This is a genomic window from Hominimerdicola aceti (assembly GCF_025567495.1).
In the GTDB taxonomy this organism is placed as follows: domain Bacteria; phylum Bacillota; class Clostridia; order Oscillospirales; family Ruminococcaceae; genus Hominimerdicola; species Hominimerdicola aceti.
This window is the reverse complement of the sequence record NZ_JAOQJZ010000003.1, coordinates 248,672-270,429: the sequence shown is the minus strand read 5'-3', so window position 1 is coordinate 270,429 and position 21,758 is coordinate 248,672. Positions and strand designations below refer to the sequence as shown.

Below are 21,758 nucleotides of genomic sequence, written 5' to 3'. Positions count from 1 at the left end.
TTAAAATGTCAAAGATCTATAAGGGCGTTTCGGAGCTTATCGGAAAAACTCCAATAATCGAAGCAGTTAATTTTGAAAAGGCAGTAGAGGCTGACGCAACTATCCTTGCAAAGCTTGAATATTTCAACCCTGCCGGAAGCGTTAAGGACAGAGTTGCACTTGCAATGATCGAGGAGGCTGAAAAGAAGGGCGTTCTCAAGAAAGGCGCAACTATTATAGAGCCTACATCAGGAAACACAGGTATCGGTCTTGCGGCTGTGGGCGTATCAAAGGGCTACAAGGTAATTCTTACAATGCCTGAAACAATGAGTATCGAAAGAAGAAATCTTCTTAAAGCATATGGCGCACAGATAGTTCTCACAGAAGGCGCAAAGGGCATGACGGGTGCTATCAAGAAGGCTGACGAGCTTAAGGGCGAGATCGAGAACTCAGTTATCCTCGGTCAGTTCGTAAACCCAGCAAACCCAGCCGCTCACTTTGCAACAACAGGTCCTGAGATCTGGGAAGATACAGACGGTAAGGTAGATATCTTTATCGCAGGCGTTGGCACAGGCGGAACAGTAACAGGTGTTGGTCAGTATCTCAAATCAAAGAACCCTGACGTTAAGATAGTAGCAGTAGAGCCTGCAACTTCACCTGTTCTTTCACAGGGCAAATCAGGTCCACACAAAATTCAGGGTATCGGCGCAGGCTTCGTTCCTGATGTCCTCGATACAAAGGTTTATGACGAGATCCTCCCTATCGAGAATGAGGACGCTTTCAAGACAGGCAACAAGTTCGCTAAAACAGAGGGTATCCTTGTTGGTATTTCATCAGGCGCAGCACTTAAAGCCGCTGAGATACTTTCAAAGAGACCTGAGAACAAGGGCAAGACTATCGTTGCACTTCTCCCTGATACAGGTGAGAGATATCTTTCAACAGCACTTTTCGAGAGCTAATTTCTCAAACATACAAAATCGGAAAAGGGCAGACAGTCAGGCAAGCTGACGTGTGACCCAATGAACAAGCTTTCTTCGATCAAATCCGATATAAAAAGCCGCAGGGTATACAGCGTAAAAACTGTATGCCCTGCGGCTTTTATTAAAGAATCCCCTTATAAGCTTTAACCCATTATGTTATTATCAGAATAATCAGGCTCATACTCATAATCTATTCCGAGAGCATCTGAGAAAGCCTTTGAAAGCTTGTCGTAATCAATGCCGAGTGCATTGTCTGTGTCATAAGAATTATCCGAATCGTCATCATCTGCCGAGTTTAAAGAAATTCCAAAGCAAACCTTGTCCCCTGCGTCAATAACAGGTGTGGAAGAGACGTTGTAATCGTCAATGTAAAAGTTTGATATTATGTTTGTGACCTGCTCCGCAACAGCAGTGCTGCCTGCACCATCCGGCACGTCCAGTGACATATATATAGTTTTTCCTTTATCTGACATTGCTTCCTTTATGCGCTCAGGTATATCATAAACGCTGTCAAGCTTCTTGGCATTCTTGCATATGTAGCAATCGTCAGTTGAATTGCATTCAGGGAAGTCCTCTTTGTTCCAAGGATAAGAGCCGTCGTCCTTTGCAGTGTCAGGTACGTTGAAATATGCGTAGTCAGGAGCTTCGGCGCCACCGTCAAATGTCACATCAAGGTGATACCATTTGCCATCTATCTTCACAACGTTCCAAGCGTGTTCGCCGTTTTCTGTTGAGTGTATTATTTTACTGTCGATACCTAGAACATCAAAAAACAGCTTTATTGTTGTTGCGTTTCCCACACAGATAGTAGAGTGGTCATGGAAAAATCCGTAAGGATTGTATGACTCGTCATCTTCACTGTCATCAGATATTGCCACAAGAGAATCGTCATTAAAGTGCGTCTGAGAGAACACATAATCATAAACGGCCTTTTCCTTGTCATATTCGCTCATGCCGTCTTTGATTATCTCGCCCACAGCCTTTTTTAGCTCTTTGAATATGTATTTGTCCTTATCGTCAGTGAGCTTTGAATCGTCACCCGACTTGTAAGCTTCAACCACTGCCGTATCATCATAGATAGGGTGTATCTCACCGTTTACGTTGCCGTCACCGTCTGCGGGATCAAATATATCCTCCCCCAGAATGTTAGAAAGCGTGTTTTCCAGCTTTTCAAGCTTGTCGTTAAGCTCTTTTATCTTCTTGCTGTCGCTGCTTTCTGATTGTGATGATGTGCTTTTAGCAATTTTAGTATCAGAACTGCTTTTATCTTTTGCACAGCCTGTTATACCCGCTGTAAGGCAGGTCAGACAAAGTGCAAGGGTAAGTATTTTTTTCGCAGTTGTCATTTTCTTTCCTCCGTTTTTTAATTTATCATGTCTGTTATCTCGTCAGATATCTCGTCAGCATTGTCAGAGATAACAAGCACCCAGTAATCTCCAGCCTGAAATATCTTTGCCGCCTGTATTTTCTTTGTTTCTTCAGGCTTGTAGTTTTCATACTGATTAAGTCTGTAGTTCAGCCTGTCTGCAAGCTGGCTTTTTGCACTGCTTCCGTCAGCCATTTTGAGCATTGATATCTCGTCAGCATAATTGCCGTCAGAGGAGTAAAGTATTCCTCCATCGCTGAGCTTGTCAGCTTCTATACCATAAAGCTTTTCGACATTCTTTGTGAAGCTGTCCTCACCGTAAAAAGTCGAAGCGTCCATGTGGTCGCCCTCTATTGCCGAAAGTATATCCTTTGCAGTTTTACCGCTGTCTGCCGTAGATGTAACAGCACTTTCGGAAGCCTCAGACGAAATGGCGTTGTCTGCTCCGCATGATGTCATTGAAAGCGTGGTAAGAACTGTAAGTGCAGATGTTATCACGCAAAGTACTCTAAGAAACATATCTTTCCCCTTTCTCTGTCAGCCTTTTCTGACGACTTAAATTATAGCACTTTTGCAAGCTGTTTTCAATGAATTTAAGAAATTCATAAGAAAAAATACCATAAAAATATCCGCCCTGTAAAAAGACGGATATTTTACTATGTTATTACCAAGGCTTAACAGTGCCGACTATCTCAGAGATGTTGTTTATACCGTTGTCTTCGCAGAATTTCTGCATACCCTCGGCTATCTTCACAGGTGCATAAGGGTCAGCAAATATTGCCGCACCTACCTGAACAGCTCCTGCGCCTGCCATCATCATTTCAATGGCGTCTTCCCATGTGGCGATACCGCCCATGCCCATAACAGGTATTTTAACAGCGTTTGCCACCTGCCATACCATTCTTACGGCAACAGGGAACACCGCAGGACCAGAAAGTCCGCCCACGTTGTTTTTCAGTATCGGACGGCGTGTTCTTATGTCGATACGCATACCGAGAAGCGTGTTTATAAGGGAAACAGCGTCAGCGCCGTTTGCCTCAACTGACTTTGCAATGTCCACAATGCTCGTTACATTTGGTGAAAGCTTTACCATAAGAGGCTTTTCCGTAACGTCCTTTACAGCCTTTGTTACCGCACCTGCAACGTTGCAGTCAGTGCCGAAAGCCGCTCCGCCCTGTTTTACGTTAGGGCAGGATATGTTAAGCTCTATCATGTCAACAGCCGTGCCGTTGAGCTTTTCTGCAAGCTCTGCACATTCCTCAATAGTTGAGCCTGCTATGTTGGCTATTATCCTTGTGTCCTTTGTTACAAGGTTTGGAAGCTCGTAGTTTATGAACTTGTCAACGCCGCCGTTTTGAAGTCCAACAGAATTGAGCATACCGCTTGGAGTTTCCGCAACTCTCGGACCGGGGTTGCCCTCACGGCGGTGCAAAGTAGTGCCTTTTACGGATATTCCGCCCAGCTTTGAAAGGGGATAGAACTGCTCGTACTCTCTGCCGTAGCCAAATGTTCCGCTTGCAGGGATAACAGGGTTTTTGAACTCAACTCCGCAGAAATTCACATTTATCCTATTCATCAAACACTACCTCCTCGCTGTCGAATACAGGGCCGTCCTTGCAGACGTGAGAATTGAACTCCTGACCGTCCTTGACAGTGCGGCATACGCATACAAGACACGCACCCACGCCGCAAGCCATTCTCTGCTCAAGAGATACCTGACAGTAAATGCCGTTTTCCTCACATATTTTTGTGATATTTTTCAGCATTATCATTGGACCGCAGGCATAAACGATATCAGGCTTTTCGCTTTTAAGCACGTCAAGAAGCGCGTCAGTAACAAAGCCCTTTCTTCCTGCCGAGCCGTCGTCAGTGCAAAGCTGAACGTCACAGCCCATAGCCTTGAAGTCCTCCTGCAAAATAACAGCCGCAGCGTTTCTGAAACCGCTTATAACAGTGGCGTTCTCGCCGTATTCCTTTGCAATGCCCACCATTGGAGGCGTGCCTATGCCGCCGCCGATACAGACAGCTTTCTTGCCCTTATCAAGCACCTTGAAGCCGTTACCCAGCGGTGCGATAATGTCAACAAGGTCGCCCTTGTTAAGCTCGCTTATCTTGTCAGTGCCGTGACCTCTTACCTCAAAAACAAGGCGGATAGTACCCTTGTCCTTGTTGATATCGCAAATAGAGATAGGTCTGCGGAGGAAAAAGCCCTCTGCCTGCACCTGTGCAAACTGTCCTGCCTTTGCCGCCTTTGCAATGTGCGGACAGTATATCTCAATGTCAAAAATTCCTTTTGCAAGGGTCTTTTTTGAAACTATTGGGTATTTACCCTGCTTGTACATTAAAAATCCTCCCTGTACTTAGTTCTTTACCTCATTCGGAGCGTTCACCGCATCAAAAACGAGAGTGACCGAGTTATCATTATCAGTATAAGTAAGCTTTAGCGTGTAAGAGTCAGCAAAATAGCCTATCTCCTGCCTTTTGGACATATTCTCCCAACCGGCAGGCGGTGCAAAATCCACTCCGCTGTCATCAACAAAGATAAGATCAAGATCGTCGCTGTCCATTTCGATAGTGCCTTTTAAGCAGGGATTGCCTGCTTCTGCGTCATACATGAGATAATTGCCGTCTGAACGGATAATAAGGCTGAGATAGCCCGAATAAAGCTCGCTGTTGTCAAGGGGCGTTTCACGGCATTTCCACTCGCCTACGATACATCTTGGAAAATCGCTTTGCTCCTGCTGACTTTCCGTCAAAGAGCTTGTATCCTCGTTCTTTGCGCAGGAGCATAAAAGCAATGCTCCCACCGCCGCTGTAAACAATATAACGCCCTTTGCTGTCATACTCAGTCACTCCTTTAGTGTTTATTCAAGTGTGATCTTTGGCAGATATGAGATTATATCCTCTTTCATTCTGATAACTTCACGTCTTGCAGCCTTTGCAAAATCATGCTCGTCACAGTTATCCTCTTTCTTGTATGCACACATTACGCCACGGGAGGAGTTTACTATAGCACCAAGACCGTGATCGTCAAATGCCTTTGATACGCCCTCAGCACCGCCGCCCTGTGCGCCGTAGCCCGGTACAAGGAAGAATGTGTGCGGCAGAGCCTTTCTCATCTCAGCAAGCTGCTCAGGATAAGTTGCACCCACAACAGCACCCACACCGCTGTAGCCATACTTGCCCATAACGTCCTTGCCCCACAGTTCGCACATTGAGCCCATTGTGGCATAAACTGTCTTGTTGCCTATCATAAGATCCTGAAGCTCACCGCTTGACTTGTTTGATGTCTTTACAAGAACGAAAATGCCCTTGTCATATTTTCTGCACTGCTCAAGAAGCGGGTTTATACCGTCTGAACCGAGATAGCCGTTTACAGTGAGAGCGTCTGCACCGAAAGCTTCCACAAGCTCACCGCCAACGTCAGTAAGACCAAGATGTGCGGTTGCGTAAGCTTCCATAGTTGCGCCGATATCGTTTCTCTTTCCGTCTGTCATGACGAACATACCTTTTTCCTTTGCATACTGTATAGTCTTGTAAAGGGTCTTTACACCCTCGTAGCCATACATTTCATAGTATGCAGCCTGTGGCTTGATAGCAGGGCAGATATCGTGTATCTCGTCGATTATAGTCTTGTTGAACTCCCATATAGCCTTTGCCGCACCCTTGAGCGTCTTGCCGTATTTCTTGAACTTCTTTTCCTTGATGTATTCAGGAACATAGTCAAGCTTTGGGTCAAGTCCCACTACTGACGGGTTCTGTGTCTTTACGATATTTTCAATAAGTCTGTCAAATGCCATTTTTATCTTCCTTTCGGATATTTTTATATTAAAGCTCAAAAACGAGCTTTCCTCTGCATATTGTGTACATTACCTTGCCTTTGAGCCTTGTGCCTTTGAACACGCTGTTTTTGCTCTTTGAATTAAGCTCCGCAGGGATAACTTCCCATTCATAGTCAGGGTCAAAGATACAAAGGTCGCATCTTTCGCCCACTGCTATCTTGATAGGCTCAAGCCCCATTATCTTTCTCGGATTTACCGACATTATCTCTGCTATCTTGTCAAGACCGCACTTGCCACTGTGATAAAGCTTTGTAAGCGTAGCTGCAAGGGAAGTTTCAAGTCCCACAACACCGTTTGGAGCTTTCTCAAAGTCAGCCTTTTCCTCTGCGGAGTGTGGAGCGTGGTCGGTGATGATGCAGTCGATAGTGCCGTCAAGAACAGCTTCCTCAACAGCCGCCCTGTCCTCCTCAGTTCTAAGTGGAGGCGACATTCTGAAATCTGCGTCACGGTCTAAAAGCTTTTCGTCTGTGAATGTGAAATAGTGCGGCGCAGTTTCGCAGGTGACCTTAACGCCGTCCTTTTTCGCCGCTCTTATGATGTTCACAGAGTCTTTGGTGGAAACGTGGCATATGTGAACTCTCGCATTACAACTCATTGCAAGGCATATCTCACGGGCTGTGATATAGTCCTCAGAGGCTCTATCCATTCCCTTTACTCCAAGCTTTTCGGATATCTCGCCTTTGTTGATGATACCACCGTTTATTATCTTCAAGTCCTCGCAGTGAGAAGTCACGATAAGACCGTTCTCGTTAGTCTTTTCGATAGCCTGACGCATAAGCTCAGCGTTCTCAACAGGTCTGCCGTCATCTGAAATGGCGGTAACTCCTGCGGCTTTGAGTGCGTCATAGTCGCAAAGCTCCTGACCTTTCATGCCCTTTGTAACGCAGGCAATAGGGAAAACGTCGATACCTGTTTTCTTTGCCTTTTCAAAAACGTATTTCACGCCCTCAGGGGAGTCGATAGGCGGCTTTGTGTTCGGCATACAAGCGACGCCCGTGAAACCGCCTGCCTTTGCGGCGTTCGCACCTGTGATGATGTCCTCCTTGTAGGTAAGACCTGGGTCACGAAAGTGAACGTGCATATCGAAAAGCCCGGGCAATGCACAAAGCTTGCCCTTTGCGTCGATAACTCTCTGAGCATGCTCGTCAGTTTTTCCAAGGCTGACTATCTTTCCTCCGTCAATGCCTATGTCCGTTATACCGTCAAGCCCTGTCTGCGGGTCGCAGGCACGGATATTTTTGATCAGTAGCTCCATTTTTACTCCTTTTTATCTTAATCAAGTCTTTACTGCACAAAAGCTGCGGCTAAACATATCGTTCAGCCGTAGCCCTTGAAAATTCGTTATTTGCCGTCGTAGAACGAGCCGTCAGAGTCTTTTCTCTCGCATGAGTAAACTCCGTCAGAGTTCTGGAAAATGAACTTGCAGGTAGCGACCTTGTCGCCCTCGTCCTCAGACGGTACAGAAAGGTTTTTGTAGGAAATAGTCGAGAAGAACTTCATTCTCAGACCGATGTCAACAGTTGTATCTCTGTCAGACGGATTTACAAGAAGCTGTATCTTTCCGCTTCCCCCGTCCTCCTGAATTTTAAACCAGCCCTTTGCGATAACTGATTTGTTATCAGTGTGAGTGATAGTGAAATCGCCCTCGTCAGAGAACTCAAAAGTGATGTTTGCGTCCTTATCTGTCCATGTTCCAGAGATAAGCTCTCTTGAATCGCCTGATCTTGACGGCTGATTGAATACATATGTGCAGATGAAAACACCTACTACTACAAGAACTACAAAGAGTATTCCAAGCAAGCCTGAAATGAATTTTTTCATATTATTCCGCCTTTCTCCCTTATTATTTTGTATCGGATATTAGTCCTTTATCTGAAGTATAGCACCTCTGTTTGCAGAAGTTACAAGTGAAGCGTATCTTGCAAGATAGCCTGTTGTTACCTTTGGCTGTCTTGGCTTCCAGTTCTTTCTTCTTTCAGCAAGCTCCTCGTCAGATACTTTAAGTGTGATAGAGCAGTTGTCGATATCTATTGCTATCATATCTCCTTCTTCAACAAGTGCGATAGGACCGCCTACGGCTGCCTCAGGTGAAACGTGACCGATAGAAGCACCTCTTGAAGCACCGCTGAAACGTCCGTCAGTGATAAGTGCAACAGTTGAGCCAAGACCCATGCCTGCGATAGCAGATGTAGGATTTAGCATCTCTCTCATTCCAGGACCGCCCTTTGGTCCCTCGTAACGGATAACCACAACGTCGCCCTCAACTATCTTGCCGCCTCTGATAGCAGCGATAGCGTCCTCCTCGCAGTCGAATACTCTTGCAGGGCCCTCGTGGGCAAGCATTTCAGGTGCAACAGCTGAACGCTTTACAACGCAGGTGTCAGGAGCAAGGTTGCCTCTCAGAACTGCGATTCCGCCTGTCTGAGAATATGGGTTGTCTATTGGTCTGATAAGCTCAGGGTTCTTGTTTACAACGCCGCTGATGTTCTCGCCTACTGTCTTGCCTGTGCAAGTCATGCAGTCTGTGTTGATAAGGTTTTTCTTGTTAAGCTCACTGAGAACTGCATAAACTCCGCCTGCTTCGTTGAGGTCTTCCATGTACGTGTGACCGGCAGGAGCAAGGTGACAGAGGTTTGGCGTTCTCTTTGATATCTCGTTTACAAAGTCAAGGTCAAGCTCTACTCCGCACTCGTGAGCGATAGCAGGGAGGTGAAGCATTGAGTTTGTTGAACAGCCAAGCGCCATATCAGCTGTGATAGCGTTGATGAAAGCGTCCTTTGTCATGATATCTCTTGGTCTGATGTTCTTCTTGTAAAGCTCCATTACCTGCATACCTGCGTGCTTTGCAAGCTTGAGTCTTTCAGAATATACAGCAGGGATAGTGCCGTTTCCTCTAAGACCCATGCCAAGAACTTCTGTAAGGCAGTTCATAGAGTTTGCAGTGTACATACCTGAACAGCTTCCGCAAGTCGGACAGGCTTTGTTCTCAAATTCCTCAACGTCATCAAGAGTGAACTTGCCTGCGTTGTAAGTACCAACAGCCTCGAACATACTTGAAAGGGAAGTCTTTTTGCCCTTAACGTGACCAGCCAGCATTGGACCGCCTGATACGAAAATAGTAGGAACGTTTACTCTTGCGGCTGCCATGAGCAGACCAGGAACGTTCTTGTCGCAGTTTGGTATCATAACAAGAGCGTCAAAGTGATGAGCCAAAGCCATGCACTCTGTTGAGTCTGCGATAAGGTCACGGGTAACGAGAGAATACTTCATTCCCATGTGACCCATAGCGATACCGTCGCAAACAGCGATAGCAGGGAATACAACAGGTGTTCCGCCTGCCATTGCAACGCCCATTTTAACAGCTTCAACTATCTTGTCAATGTTCATGTGACCAGGAACTATCTCATTATATGAAGATACGATACCAACGAGAGGTCTGTCCATTTCTTCCTTTGTCATGCCAAGAGCATTGAAAAGTGATCTCTGTGGAGCTTTGTCTACTCCGTCACAAAAATAATTACACGCCATTTTTTTATTACCTCTTTTGAAAAATATATTACTGAGAGCGGTATTATTCTCCGTCCTCATTTTCTTTTGTTTCAGTCTCGTCTGAGCTTTCCTCTGCCTTTGCAGGGTGCAGACGCTTTCTTACACCGTATGCAGAGCAGTATTCGCAAACGATATCCAGCACTGAGAATATGATAAGCATAAAATTCATTGAGAAGATACCTGTTACAAGCACGAATGCCGCAGGGATAATGAAAAGCGGGATCCCAGTGCCGTAAATATCTTCAAAATGATTGCCTTTTTTATAATGCCTTATCCAAAGCACCCAATAAAGTGCGATAACGAGCAGTGCAACAACAGCCCATATTAGGAAAAGCAGCTTGCTTGAAAAGCCTACCTCGTAATCTCCGATAGCAAGGCACATATAGCCTATGCAGCCAAATCTGCCCACACACTTTGCGATAAAGACGATAATGTTCTCGTCCTCAAGCTCAGGCTTGTCGGCAGGTGTCTTGAAGCAGGCGAATATCACAGGTATCAGCAAAAGCAAAGTAGGTATAAATCCTATATTGAACTTCATTTTGTTTTGTCCTCCTTAGCGGAATGGTCTGTCTTCTGTTGAAACTACTTCTCGCTGCATTGTGCGGACAGCCTCATCAACAGCCGCCATAAGCTTTTTCTCAAGTGGAGTGCCCACAACATTATGAGTGTAGCTTACGGTGAAACAGGTCTTGAAGTCAGGCATATAGTCGTAAAGCGGACAATAATAGAAATATTCAATCTTACCTCTGTTTTCGACTTTTGCCTTGAAGCGTGCTCTTGGACCCATGTCATTGACAGGCAGGAACATCATTGCATTTTCAGGTACGCCGCCCTTATCAAATTTCTCTGCCATGTTATAGATTATTTCGTCATCTACATCTAAAACTCCAAAAAGCGGAGTATTTGAGTCAGAGTAATCTGAATCATAATCATCATCAATGGTCGGAAGATATGACGCCAGATAGTGTACATCTCCGGCCGTTTCAAGAAAATCTCCGCTCAGGTTGAATGTTACCTTCACTCTTATCTCAGCGTTTTCACCGTCAAAAACCTCAAATTCTATTTTCCTTGACGGCTTTGCAGGAATGCTCGCTGTGTCAAGAACTTCCTGCGGTGTGGTATATTTCGGTCTTGTATAAGCACAATTGCTTCTCTTGCTTGAACTTGAAGTGGTTGCAGTGCTTGGTTTGCTTGAAGCTGTAGTGCTTGAAGAGCCGTTTATAGCTTCGTCCTTTTTGTCCATAGCCTGATTAAACAGGTCTTTAAGTCCTGTCGGACCATTGCCGTTCTTTGCCGCAGCGTTGTCGATAGCATCTACAGCACCTTTTAATATCTTGTCGAAAAGTCCCATTTTGAATTCCCCTTTATATCTTTATTACTTTTTGTGTGAAAGTCCAAGGAATGCCGCACCTATAATGCCTGCGTCATTTCCGAGCTTTGCAATAACTATCTCAGTGTTCTTTGCTGAATTCTTTGTGTAAATTTCCTTAGCCACAAGCTCTTTCAGCGGCAAAAGCAGAGGGTCGCCCTCGTTGCATACACCGCCGCCGATACAGAGAATATCAGGCTGGAAGATGTTTATTGTGTTTGTGATTCCGCAAGCAAGATACTTTATGTATTTGTCAACAACTTCCTTGCCTGCCTTATCGCCTGCTCTCATGGCGTTGAACGCAGTTCTTGCAGATACCTTGCCGTCCTCTTCGTTCATTTTCCACATGATAGAGTCCTTGTCCTCAAACATAGCCTCTTTTGTCATTCTTACAAGACCTGTTGCAGAAGAGAATACCTCAAAGCAGCCGTGTCTGCCGCAAGTACACTGCGGACCGTTAGGGTCGATAACAGTGTGACCTATCTCAGCACCTGCGAAGTTGAAGCCTGAATATATCTTTCCGTTAATGATTATTCCTCCGCCAACGCCTGTGCCGAGAGTGATGCAAACAGCGTCGTTCGCACCCTTTGCTGCACCTGCAACATACTCGCCGTATGCCGCAGCGTTAGCGTCGTTCTCAACATAGCAAGGCTTGTCGATAAACTTCTTCATAAGGTCAACAACGTGGAAGTTAAGGAAACCAAGGTTGTTTGAATACTCAATAACGCCAGTGTCAGAATTTGCAGTGCCAGGTGTGCCGATACCTACAGACTCTATCTGCTCTATCTCCAGCCCTGCGTTCTTTACAGCTTCCAAAGCGACCTTAGCCATATCCTCGCAGATCTCCTCCGCAGGTCTTGGCAGATTGGTCTTGCAGGTAGCCTTTGCGATTATCTCAAATTCTTCATTTACAACACCTGCTTTGATATTAGTGCCGCCAAGATCAATACCAATGTAATACTTCATAATAATTTCTCCCTTTTATTTTCTGAGCTTACTGAGCGTTATCGCTCTCAGTGTCATCGTCATATTCGTGAAAGTTTATCTCTTCCTTTTCCTCTTTTGGCTTTTGGGCTTCAGCCTTTTTTGCTATGGCGTCATATACCAGAAGATACACAAGCTCCAGCACCACAAAGCTGATAAGACCTATCCAAAATGAGCTTGCCACAAATCCGATAATAAAAGCGATCACAAGTGCGCCAAGCTCACCTATCTCCTTTTTCAGGTCAAGTTTAAGCATTTATTTCACCTTAGTCTATCTTTGTAAGCACGAATGTGCATTTGCCTTCAACAGTATACTTGCCTGTGCCTGCTGAAATGAATACGCTTTCGCCCTTCTTTGCAGAAACAGTTTCGCCACCGCTGATAACAGGCTCACCCTCGAGAACGAGAATACTGTTGAAGCTGTTTTCGTCAGCGTCAAGCTCAGCCTTTGTTTCAACGTTCACCCTGTATGTTGTGAAGTATTCGCATTTTGAAAGAAGCTTTATGTCATAGCCGTCCTTCTTCTCAACAGGTGTCTCAGGATACTGCTCAGCAGGAGCAAGCTTTGTTACGTCAAGAGCCTTGTCAACGTGAAGCTCTCTAGGCTTGCCGTCCTTGCCAACTCTGCCATAGTCATAAATTCTGTATGTAGTGTTTGAATTCTGCTGTATCTCAGCAATAAGGATACCCTTGCCGATAGCATGGAGCGTGCCTGACTTGATGAAGAAAACGTCGCCCTTCTTAACAGGTACAGCGTTTGTTACTTCAAGAAGCGTGTTGTCAGCGATTCTTCTTGCAAATTCTTCCTTTGTTATCTCGTGCTTGAAACCGTAGAGAAGAGTTGCACCCTCGTCACAGTCAACAACATACCACATTTCTGTCTTGCCATATTCGCCTTCAACTCTCATTGCATAATCGTTGTCAGGGTGTACCTGTACAGAAAGATTGTCCTTGGCGTCAATGAGTTTAATAAGGATAGGGAAGTTCTCAAATCTTTCGCAGTTCTTGCCAAGAACGCCCTTGCCTGCCTTTTCGATATACTCATTGAGTGTCAGACCCTTGTATTCGCCGTCAGCCACAACGCTTGGACCGTCCTTATGACAAGAAAGCTCCCAGCTCTCTGCGACCTTATCATAATCGCACTTTTTGCCGTACTCATCTCTAAGTCTGGTACCGCCCCAGATGTAGTCCTTAAATGCTGGATCAAGTTTAAATATTGACATTTTATATAGCCTCCAATTATTAAATATACCTTTTAATATAATACCATAACTCCGTCTATAAGTCAATATTTCTGGTATAAAAAAAGCAGGAGAACGAACTGCTCGTCCTCCTGCTGTGATGTTAAAAAATATCCTATGACCTATCAGAACAGATCGCTGTGAGTTCCTGTTCTGTATAAAAGCAGTATAAGCTCGTCGCTACGTCTTTCATAGATCAAAAGCCAATCAGGCTCAACATGACATTCAAGGAAACCCTTGTAATTGCCGGTCAGAGAATGTTCTCTGTATTTTGCCGGAAGCGGTTGCCCCTCAGCTAGCATTGTGATGACTTCGTTAAGGTGCGACATATTTAGGCCACGGCTTTTTGCTTTTTTGAAGTCTTTTTTGAATTTGTTGTGATAAGTTATCCTAAGCATTCAGACTCTCCCAAAGCTCGTCTACCGAATCAAACGGACCAACGAGATTTTTACCCTCTTTGGCTTCGTCAAGGACTTTCTTTGTTTCTTCGTTAGGCTCTTCTTTCTGAAGTCCTTGCAAGATAACAATAAGAGCATTGAGCTGTTCTTCTGTGAGATTGTCTATCATACTGTATGCAAGTTCTTTTGTACTCATAGCTCTGCCTCCTTAAATATCTGACTAATTGTTTCGTTCTTGCTTTTATTATACCACATCAAACCATGTTGTCAAGCAATTTTGCGACGTGTTTTGACGAAAAAAGCAGGAGAACGAACTGCTCGTCCTCCTGCTGATAGCGTTATTTTTATTTCTTCTCGTCCTCACCATTCTTAGGCTCGTCAAAAAGGTTTTTCTTGTCTACAAACTTGCCGGTGCTTACGTCAAAGGCTTCGCTTGACTTCTTGTTCATGATTATCACAATTACCACAACCGCGATAGCAATTCCTGCGATGACCGCAATAACTATGATAATAGGGTTTGTTCCCTTTGAGTCTTTTTCTTCCTTTTCTGCATAAGTCTTTGTCTTGCAGTTCGTTACCGTTATGCCTGTTACTGTTATCTTCGCTCTGTCAGTCGCACCGATTATGATGTTGTATACCTGACTGAAATCGTCCGTGCCGTATGCAGTTGCGATAGATTCAAAATCATATGTAGCTGATGAATCGTCAAACTTCACAGGTGCTATCTTTGCCCATACCGCACCGTCCTGAGCAACTGATGTAGTGGTGTTGTCCCAGCTCTGGAAAATAAGCTCAGCATTGTATTTGTTTCCTGCCTTTTCGTTTATTTCCTCGCTCTTGAATGTGACGATTATCTCTGAATCCTTTGTAAGTCTTGTTGCGTTGAAAGTTGCCTGATCGACAGTGATAGACTGTTCCCAATTGCTGCAAGTCGCTGCGGAAGAGCAGTCGATAGTAACGTCTTCTGTTTCTGCGTTTTCGGCAAAAGCTGTCAGTGTGCATGAGAATATTGAAGCGCAGGCGATGATAGCAGACATTGCTACTGATAAAAATTTCTTCATTTTTCTTTTTCCTTTCCAATTCTTATATAATATAATTTTGCACAAAACTTAACCCTGACATTTGTGCATACCCTCTGATAATAAAGCATTATAACATAATTAAAAGTAAAAATCAATAACCATAATGCACAAATAATCACAGTATTTAAGGAACTATTTTACTTTTTTAAGCAAATGGTATGCAGAGAGCTCTTCTACATTGCGCTTTTTGCAGTTTAATTCCCAAAATCCTGCTTTAGGACTTGTTTTACAGACAGTGTTATGATATAATGATAAGAAAAGTCTTGATAAAGAGGTGCACAAAATGAAAATAATGGCAATAGATTATGGTGACGCAAGAACAGGCTTCGCAATAAGCGACCGCTCTGAGTTTCTTGCTTCTCCTATCGGCACTGTTCCTGAGAGAAACGCCGAAAGGCTTGCAGATAAGGCGGCTCAGACAGCGGCTGAATACGGTGCAGGTGAGATAATAGTAGGTCTGCCTATAAACATGAACGGCACAGAGGGACCAAGAGCAGAGAAGTGCAGGGCATTTGCCGAGCTTTTGAAAGAGCGTACCGACCTGCCGGTGAGAATGTGGGACGAGCGTTCCACTACCGTCACAGCACACAATATCCTCAACGAAACAAACGTCAGGGGAAAGGCAAGAAAGGCTGTTGTAGATACAGTTGCCGCAACGATAATTTTGGAGGGCTATCTTGAATACAGAAGAAAAAAAGCAAAGCAGGCTGACTAAAAAGCAGAAAAGAAATATCATCATAGTGATAATAGTGCTTGCGGTAATGGTATTAGCCGATTTTGTGTGGTCTAATACCTATATCGAGGTCAAAAAGCTGTCAGCGCATTTTGACAATCTGCCTGAGGGCTTCGAGGGCTGTAAGATAGTTCAGATATCTGACTTCCACAACGAGTGGGGCAAGGGCTACATAGATAGACTGACTGAAAAGGTCAAAGACTGTGAGCCTGACTATATCTTTGTTACAGGGGACAGTGTTGACCAGATCTTCCCCGATGTTGACCGTTCCCTTGAGTTTATGAAAAAGCTTCCTGACATATGTCCTGTCTATCTTGTTATGGGCAACCATGAATATAATCTTTCTCAGGAGGAAAGAGAGCAGTTCGTTTCAGGCTGTGAAAGCTATGGTGTAAACGTCCTCTATAACGAGCATACCACACTCACACGAAATGGTGATACTATAAGCCTGTTGGGCTTTGACAATATGGAAAATGACAGAGAGGCTTTTTCTCATGTCACAGAGGATTTTGTCATACTGCTAAATCACTATCCTGAGGATTGCAACTATTTCAGCAAGACCGCAGTGCAGTATGGAACGCATATCGATATCGACTTCACAGGTCACGCACATGGCGGACTTATAAGGCTACCCCTTGTGAATGGTCTTTATGCACCGGGTCAGGGTCTGTTCCCGAAATACACCGACGGCACTTACAGCGTGAACGATACAACGCTTGTGGTGTCAAGGGGAGTGGGCAACAGCGGCTGGACACAGCGTTTCTCAGACCCTTTTGAACTTGTGCTTTTCACTCTTGAAAAATAACTCTTTCAGTCCCATTAGGATAAGGAAAATACCGAAAGCTTTTGAAAGCAGGCTTTGCTCTATCCTGTTTGCAAGCCATGCTGATATAATAACAGCAGCCGTTCCCCACAAAACTGCGGGAACGGCTTTTTTCCATTCCACAAGCTTGTTTTTCGTGTGAAGCACAAGGCTTATTATTGCGATAGGGATAAAAAACACAAGGTTTATCCCCTGCGCCGCTATCTGAGAAAATCCTGCAAAGACCGTCAGATAAACGATAAGCACCATTCCGCCCCCAAGACCCATGGAGGCAAAGATACCGGTGAGAAAAGCCACCGCACATATGGTATACCAAGCCGTAATATCACCCTATTTCATAAATATCCGCACTCCAGCAATTATCATAAGTGCGCCGAAAATGCGTTTTAGCAGGCTGTTTGAAAGCTTTTTCATTATTACCGCACCCACTGCCGCACCAACTATCCCAAGTGGTATGAATTTCACTGCCTGCGAAAAGTCAAGACTTCCACCCTTGAAGTATACAAGTCCGCTTATAATAGACAATGGAAGCGTTATAGCAATGGACGTGGCATGAGCTTTTTTTGCCTCGCTGCCGCCTTTTTCAAGCATAGGCACTGCTATCATTCCACCGCCTGAACCGAAAAAACCGTTGCATATCCCCACGGCTATACCTGTGAGCGCATTGAAGCATTTTTTATTTATACGCAAAAAAATCACCCCATACTATTATCTGTACAGGGTGATGATTTATTCACTGAACTATCAGTCTATCTCTACCATTATTTTCTGATCCACACGGGAAGCACCGGCGCACATTACGACTCTTATAGCCTTTGCGATCCTGCCCTGCTTGCCGATAACTCTGCCCATATCGTCCGGAGCAACGTGAAGATGATAAACCACGATACCCTCTGCGTTAGGCTCGTCAACAACGACCTCAACAGCGTCCTTGTTTTCAACAAGCTCAGAAACTATAGTTTCGAGTAATTCTTTCATAAAAATATCTCCATTCTCCCACGAAAATGCGGCAGGGAAGCGTTTTCCCCGCCGAAAACGGCAAGCGAAGTGGTGGGATAGGTGGCTCACCGTCTGAATTGTCTTGTCAGCTATTAGATAGTGCCGTTCTTCTTGAGAAGAGCCTTAACTGTATCAGTTGGCTGTGCACCGTTAGCGATCCAAGACTTTGCCTTTTCGTCGTCAACCTTGAGTACAGAAGGTTCCTTAGTTGGGTCATAGTAGCCCAGCTCTTCGATGAAACGTCCGTCTCTTGGATATCTTGAATCAGCAACTACGATTCTGTAGAAAGGAGCCTTCTTAGCACCCATTCTTCTGAGTCTGATCTTTACTGCCATTGTATTTTCACCTCCATAAAAAACTTCATATATCAAATCAATCACTTGATTGCTGATAGCTTATCAACTATTGTGGCATTCCGCCGCCAAGACCTTTGAGAAGTGCCGCTCTGTTTCTTCTGGATTTCTTTCCGTGAAGATTTCCGCCGATACCGAACTGCTTCATCATTTTCTGCATCTGTTCAAACTGCTTAAGAAGCTGATTTACGTCAGATACCTGTGTGCCGCTTCCGGCAGCGATACGTCTTTTTCTCTTAGGGTCAATGATCGCAGGCTTTTCTCTTTCAGCCCTTGTCATTGAATTTATCATAGCCTCAGTCTTTTTCAGCTGAACCTCGCCCTGCTCCACCTGCTCGTCTGTTACCTTGTTTGCGCCTGGAAGCATTCTGATAATAGACTTCATAGAACCCATTTTCTGTATCTGCTTCATCTGCTCCAGCAAGTCGTTAAGATCAAAGCCCTTTTCCTGCATTTTTTCTGCAAGCTTTTTGGCGTCCTTTTCGTCAACTGTCTGAGTAGCCTTTTCGATAAGTGTGAGCATATCGCCCATGCCAAGTATTCTTGAAGCCATTCTCTCAGGGTGGAAAGCCTCAAACTCGTCAAGCTTTTCGCCCATACCAACGAACTTGATAGGCTTACCTGTTACAGCAAGCACTGAAAGCGCCGCACCGCCTCTTGTGTCAGAGTCGAGCTTTGTAAGGATAACGCTGTCGATACCAAGAGCCTCGTCAAAGCTTGAAGCTACCTTTACAGCGTCCTGACCGATCATAGCGTCAACAACGAGCATTATCTCGTTCGGCTCAGCGATCTTCTTGATGTCTTTAAGCTCGTTCATAAGCTCCTCATCAATGTGAAGACGTCCTGCTGTATCTATGATAACAAGGTCATTGCCATAATCCTTGGCGTGCTTGATACCCTCTTTTACTATCTTTCGTGGGTCTATCTGACCCATTTCAAATACTGCGACTTCGGCTCTCTCTCCCACAACCTTTAGCTGTTCGATAGCCGCAGGTCTGTAAACGTCGGCTGCTATAAGCAGAGGACGCTTGCCCTCTTTCTTGAACATCTTCGCAAGCTTTGCAGCGTGTGTTGTTTTACCTGAACCCTGAAGACCGCACATCATTATTATGCAAGGCGGCTTGTTAGGGAAGTTTATCTTCGAGTTAGCCTCGCCCATGAGCTTTATAAGCTCGTCATTAACTATCTTTATGACCTGCTGACCAGGAGTAAGGCTCTTCAGCACTTCCTCGCCAACGCTTCTCTCTGTTACCTTGGCAATAAAATCTTTTACTACCTTGTAGCTAACGTCAGCCTCAAGCAGAGCCATTTTAACTTCACGCATTGCCTCTTTTACATCGGCTTCGCTAAGTTTACCTCTTGATTTAAGACGCTTGAACACGCCGTTTAGTTTTTCTGAAAGTCCTTCAAACGCCATAAGCTGTCCTCCGTATAATTTTTTTATCTATATCTATTCTTCTTCGGTATATTCTGCGTTGTCAAATTCATCAAGCTTAGAATCGAGATTTTCAAGAAGCACTATCACCTTTTCAGCGATATCTCTCGCATAATTCTTTTTTTTACACTCGTTAAAAACGTCCATAGCCTGAGCCTTGAACTCTTTAAGCTCTGCCAGATAAGCCTCCTGCTGTTTTAGCAGACCTAGCTTTTCTTCATAATCAGCCATTGCAGTTTCACATTTTTTTATAGCGTCATGAACGCCCTGTCTTGAGATATCTAGCTGAGCGGCGATCTCTCCCAACGACAGATCGTCATTGTAATAAAGATCCATGATCTCGTTTTGTTTATCAGTGAGCAGGCAGCCATACAAGTCGAGCAAAACGCTGTTTTGCAAATTTTTACTCATACTGCTTACCTCCTAATGGATTTCTGTAAAGTCATAAACCTTTACAATTATATATCAAGTTTACCGACTTGTCAAGGGGTTTTTATGAAAAAATAAAATTTAACAAAATTCTGTGGAAAAAGTCCTTTTTATATGGTATAATAATATATTGATAGACATAGTGATGATAAATAGTATAGGAAATTGTATGCCAAGGGGGAAGAGTATATGATAAGCTATGTGTTGAAAAACGACAGATATGAAATGAAAGTCCCTGCCCTGACTTTTGGTGCGGCAGGTTTTGAGAGAAACGATTGTGACGATGTGTATTTTGAGTTTCTCGACAAATATGTAGAGCTTGGCGGCTGGTGTATCGATACCGCAAGAGTTTACTGCGACTGGCTGGAGAATGGTCACGATTCCAGCGAGGGAGTAATAGGCAGATGGCTCAAAGCCAGAAACAATCGTGATAAAATTTGTATTGCCACAAAGGGCGGTCACCCTGAAATGGGTCATATGGACGAAAGCCGTCTTAGCAGGGAAGAGCTTACAAAGGATCTTGAAGCAAGCCTGAGAGTGCTGGGCGTTGACTATGTGGATATTTATTTTCTTCATCGTGACGACCCGAAGATACCTGTGGAAGAGATAATGCCAGTTCTCAATGATTTTTATGAGAGCGGAAAGATACATTTTATAGGCGTTTCAAACTGGACAACTCAGAGGATAGAGGAAGCAAATAAGTTTGCAGAGGAAAACGGTATGGAGCCTATCAGGATCAGTCAGATAAACTACAGCCTTGCACATTCGAGCGTTGAAACTTTCGGTGACAATACTCTTGTTTGTATGGATACAAAGGAGTTCCGCTGGTACAAGAAGCATGATTTTCCTGTTATGGCGTTCTCCCCACAGGCAAAGGGCTTTTTTGCAAAGCTTGCAAAGGGCGACGCTGCAAACAATCTCCCTGAGGGACAGTATGCAGGCCCTGCTAATCTTGCAAGACTTGCAAAGGTAAAACAGCTCAGCGAGCAGACGGGGGACACTCCGGCAAAGATAACCCTCGGTTACCTGAACAGCCAGCCGTTTTTTGTATCGTCAGTTTTCGCAGTAACAAAACTGTGGCAGCTTGACGAGGATATGGAAGCGCAGGATCTTACATACGATCCAAAGACAGTGGCTTTCCTTGAAAATATGATATAAAATAAAAGCACTCTGCATTGACCGCAGGGTGCTTTCTTGTTTTCTTGAATATTGTAGGGGACGGCGTCCTCGTCGTCCCACCACTTACAAAAAAACTTAACTATGTGATATCTGAATACACCACATAGTTAAGTATGTACGTTCATATTGATTATGCCATTGGTATTACGCCCTTCTGAAAATTCTAGTCGTAAACTCATGCTAAATTGTACTTTGGACTCACGCCTTTCAGTAAAATTCTGTCCGCATAATATAAGCTATTCCATTGGATCTATTTCCTTTCGGTAAAAATAATCTCTAAGTGCAAATTACCTTTCCATTGGATTTATTTCCTTTCAAAATATTAAGTTATGCCTCAGTGGATAAAACTTAACGTGCCATCGGACTTAACACCTTTCGTGAAAATTTATTGTCAATGAAACTTATTACATTTCCATTGGAATTATCGCCTTTCGCATAATTTCAAGATCTTATGCTCATCATATCAGATAAGCCTTGCTGAAGTAACTGGCGGATTCACCTCCAAATATCAGATGTTCAAAAGCCTTGAGTGCATTTTCATAACGCACCACTCCTTCAGTATTTTATATGATCTTTAGAAAAATCTTAGTCAGTAAATCAAATCAGTAAGAGCGTTAAGCTCGTAAATTTCTTGGCGGACTCACTCCATTCTATTTCATGTTCAAGTTCCTTTTGTGCATTTTCATATGCACCACTCCTCGAAATTTATTTGATTTTTATAGCTCTGTGAGCTTTTTATGTTCAGAAGCTAAATTTTACATTGGAATCACTCTTTCAGTTTATTTCTTTACCTCTGAAAAGCTGAAATTGTGCATTGGAAACACTCCTGTCTAAATTTTATTTGCAAACCTCCTGTAACCGATCATGTCGATCACTCCTTATATAAAAGTTGCAAAATATTCAATTGTAAATTTGAGAGTATCCTTAAATTGCAGTAACTCTGTGCTGTGATTAATCCATGAGGCTCTGCAATTTCTTCCTGTGTAAATCATATATGTCTGGATTCCTGTCAGCTCA

The 21,758-nt window shown here is 44.1% G+C and carries 27 protein-coding genes; 4 read left to right on the top strand and 23 right to left on the bottom strand.

The features are described from left to right. The first annotated feature begins 5 nt into the window (after positions 1-5). Complete coding sequence (gene cysK, locus OCV57_RS04840; RefSeq protein ID WP_038671060.1) at positions 6-938, top strand: cysteine synthase A; 933 nt, start codon at positions 6-8, stop codon at positions 936-938. Positions 939-1,102: 164 nt separating this feature from the next. Here the strand turns inward: cysK and OCV57_RS04835 are convergent, their stop codons facing one another. The 17 genes from OCV57_RS04835 to OCV57_RS04755 all read right to left on the bottom strand — a co-directional run bounded on the left by OCV57_RS04835 (position 1,103) and on the right by OCV57_RS04755 (position 14,769). Continuing rightward, positions 1,103-2,305 (bottom strand): transglutaminase domain-containing protein, encoded by a 1,203-nt coding sequence (locus OCV57_RS04835; protein WP_267300628.1) that lies wholly within the window; start codon positions 2,303-2,305, stop codon positions 1,103-1,105. A 17-nt stretch (positions 2,306-2,322) separates the two neighbouring features. Further along, positions 2,323-2,844, bottom strand: coding sequence for a DUF4358 domain-containing protein (locus tag OCV57_RS04830; protein ID WP_267300627.1), 522 nt, complete (start codon positions 2,842-2,844; stop codon positions 2,323-2,325). A gap of 145 nt (positions 2,845-2,989) precedes the next feature. Further along, the gene (locus OCV57_RS04825; protein WP_267300626.1) at positions 2,990-3,901 is read right to left on the bottom strand and encodes a dihydroorotate dehydrogenase; all 912 of its coding nucleotides are present in this window, start codon (positions 3,899-3,901) and stop codon (positions 2,990-2,992) included. Continuing rightward, the gene (locus tag OCV57_RS04820) at positions 3,894-4,667 is read right to left on the bottom strand and encodes a dihydroorotate dehydrogenase electron transfer subunit (protein ID WP_267300625.1); all 774 of its coding nucleotides are present in this window, start codon (positions 4,665-4,667) and stop codon (positions 3,894-3,896) included. The genes OCV57_RS04825 and OCV57_RS04820 overlap by 8 nt, the downstream gene beginning before the upstream one ends. A gap of 18 nt (positions 4,668-4,685) precedes the next feature. After that, positions 4,686-5,168, bottom strand: a complete 483-nt coding sequence (locus tag OCV57_RS04815; protein ID WP_117891860.1) for a hypothetical protein — start codon at positions 5,166-5,168, stop codon at positions 4,686-4,688. Positions 5,169-5,189: 21 nt separating this feature from the next. After that, entirely contained in the window at positions 5,190-6,125 is a 936-nt protein-coding gene (gene pyrF / locus OCV57_RS04810; protein WP_117891882.1) for an orotidine-5'-phosphate decarboxylase, read from the bottom strand. 28 nt (positions 6,126-6,153) lie between these two features. Further along, a complete protein-coding gene (locus tag OCV57_RS04805; protein WP_267300624.1) occupies positions 6,154-7,422 on the bottom strand; it encodes a dihydroorotase in 1,269 nt (422 codons plus the stop codon). A gap of 86 nt (positions 7,423-7,508) precedes the next feature. Further along, positions 7,509-7,988: a hypothetical protein gene (locus tag OCV57_RS04800; protein WP_046440455.1), complete on the bottom strand. Its 480-nt coding sequence runs from the start codon at positions 7,986-7,988 to the stop codon at positions 7,509-7,511. A gap of 39 nt (positions 7,989-8,027) precedes the next feature. After that, the gene (gene ilvD, locus OCV57_RS04795; RefSeq protein ID WP_022286635.1) at positions 8,028-9,695 is read right to left on the bottom strand and encodes a dihydroxy-acid dehydratase; all 1,668 of its coding nucleotides are present in this window, start codon (positions 9,693-9,695) and stop codon (positions 8,028-8,030) included. 43 nt (positions 9,696-9,738) lie between these two features. Continuing rightward, a complete protein-coding gene (locus tag OCV57_RS04790) occupies positions 9,739-10,254 on the bottom strand; it encodes a hypothetical protein (protein ID WP_267300623.1) in 516 nt (171 codons plus the stop codon). 15 nt (positions 10,255-10,269) lie between these two features. After that, complete coding sequence (locus OCV57_RS04785) at positions 10,270-11,067, bottom strand: hypothetical protein (protein ID WP_267300622.1); 798 nt, start codon at positions 11,065-11,067, stop codon at positions 10,270-10,272. 24 nt (positions 11,068-11,091) lie between these two features. Next, positions 11,092-12,051: an ROK family protein gene (locus OCV57_RS04780; protein WP_022286632.1), complete on the bottom strand. Its 960-nt coding sequence runs from the start codon at positions 12,049-12,051 to the stop codon at positions 11,092-11,094. A gap of 28 nt (positions 12,052-12,079) precedes the next feature. After that, on the bottom strand, positions 12,080-12,325 hold the full coding sequence (locus tag OCV57_RS04775; RefSeq protein ID WP_117858428.1) for a hypothetical protein: 246 nt from the start codon (positions 12,323-12,325) through the stop codon (positions 12,080-12,082). Positions 12,326-12,335: 10 nt separating this feature from the next. Further along, the gene (locus OCV57_RS04770) at positions 12,336-13,292 is read right to left on the bottom strand and encodes a type I phosphomannose isomerase catalytic subunit (protein WP_117858431.1); all 957 of its coding nucleotides are present in this window, start codon (positions 13,290-13,292) and stop codon (positions 12,336-12,338) included. Positions 13,293-13,435: 143 nt separating this feature from the next. After that, positions 13,436-13,708, bottom strand: a complete 273-nt coding sequence (locus tag OCV57_RS04765; RefSeq protein ID WP_117863540.1) for a type II toxin-antitoxin system YafQ family toxin — start codon at positions 13,706-13,708, stop codon at positions 13,436-13,438. Beyond that, positions 13,701-13,904, bottom strand: coding sequence for a hypothetical protein (locus tag OCV57_RS04760; RefSeq protein WP_117858436.1), 204 nt, complete (start codon positions 13,902-13,904; stop codon positions 13,701-13,703). Before OCV57_RS04760 ends, OCV57_RS04765 begins: the two co-directional genes overlap by 8 nt. A gap of 148 nt (positions 13,905-14,052) precedes the next feature. Further along, complete coding sequence (locus OCV57_RS04755) at positions 14,053-14,769, bottom strand: hypothetical protein (RefSeq protein ID WP_022286629.1); 717 nt, start codon at positions 14,767-14,769, stop codon at positions 14,053-14,055. 304 nt (positions 14,770-15,073) lie between these two features. Here OCV57_RS04755 and ruvX point away from each other — a divergent pair, with 304 nt between their 5' ends. After that, on the top strand, positions 15,074-15,505 hold the full coding sequence (ruvX, locus tag OCV57_RS04750; protein ID WP_022286628.1) for a Holliday junction resolvase RuvX: 432 nt from the start codon (positions 15,074-15,076) through the stop codon (positions 15,503-15,505). Then, positions 15,468-16,328: a metallophosphoesterase gene (locus tag OCV57_RS04745; RefSeq protein WP_267300619.1), complete on the top strand. Its 861-nt coding sequence runs from the start codon at positions 15,468-15,470 to the stop codon at positions 16,326-16,328. Before ruvX ends, OCV57_RS04745 begins: the two co-directional genes overlap by 38 nt. Here OCV57_RS04745 and OCV57_RS14345 read toward each other — a convergent pair. The 6 genes from OCV57_RS14345 to ylxM all read right to left on the bottom strand — a co-directional run bounded on the left by OCV57_RS14345 (position 16,287) and on the right by ylxM (position 19,544). Beyond that, a complete protein-coding gene (locus OCV57_RS14345; protein WP_147342881.1) occupies positions 16,287-16,643 on the bottom strand; it encodes a sulfite exporter TauE/SafE family protein in 357 nt (118 codons plus the stop codon). The two genes, OCV57_RS04745 and OCV57_RS14345, sit on opposite strands and share 42 nt — an antisense overlap. Before the next feature lie 33 nt (positions 16,644-16,676). Then, a complete protein-coding gene (locus tag OCV57_RS14340; protein ID WP_256320519.1) occupies positions 16,677-17,036 on the bottom strand; it encodes a sulfite exporter TauE/SafE family protein in 360 nt (119 codons plus the stop codon). A 54-nt stretch (positions 17,037-17,090) separates the two neighbouring features. Beyond that, entirely contained in the window at positions 17,091-17,324 is a 234-nt protein-coding gene (locus OCV57_RS04730; RefSeq protein ID WP_256320518.1) for a KH domain-containing protein, read from the bottom strand. Between the two features lie 113 nt (positions 17,325-17,437). After that, complete coding sequence (gene rpsP / locus OCV57_RS04725; protein WP_022286623.1) at positions 17,438-17,680, bottom strand: 30S ribosomal protein S16; 243 nt, start codon at positions 17,678-17,680, stop codon at positions 17,438-17,440. A 67-nt stretch (positions 17,681-17,747) separates the two neighbouring features. Further along, positions 17,748-19,115 (bottom strand): signal recognition particle protein, encoded by a 1,368-nt coding sequence (ffh, locus tag OCV57_RS04720; RefSeq protein WP_022286622.1) that lies wholly within the window; start codon positions 19,113-19,115, stop codon positions 17,748-17,750. A gap of 33 nt (positions 19,116-19,148) precedes the next feature. After that, positions 19,149-19,544 (bottom strand): YlxM family DNA-binding protein, encoded by a 396-nt coding sequence (gene ylxM, locus OCV57_RS04715; RefSeq protein ID WP_022286621.1) that lies wholly within the window; start codon positions 19,542-19,544, stop codon positions 19,149-19,151. A gap of 207 nt (positions 19,545-19,751) precedes the next feature. Here ylxM and OCV57_RS04710 point away from each other — a divergent pair, with 207 nt between their 5' ends. Continuing rightward, entirely contained in the window at positions 19,752-20,720 is a 969-nt protein-coding gene (locus OCV57_RS04710) for an aldo/keto reductase (protein WP_038671085.1), read from the top strand. Positions 20,721-21,758 lie beyond the last annotated feature (1,038 nt).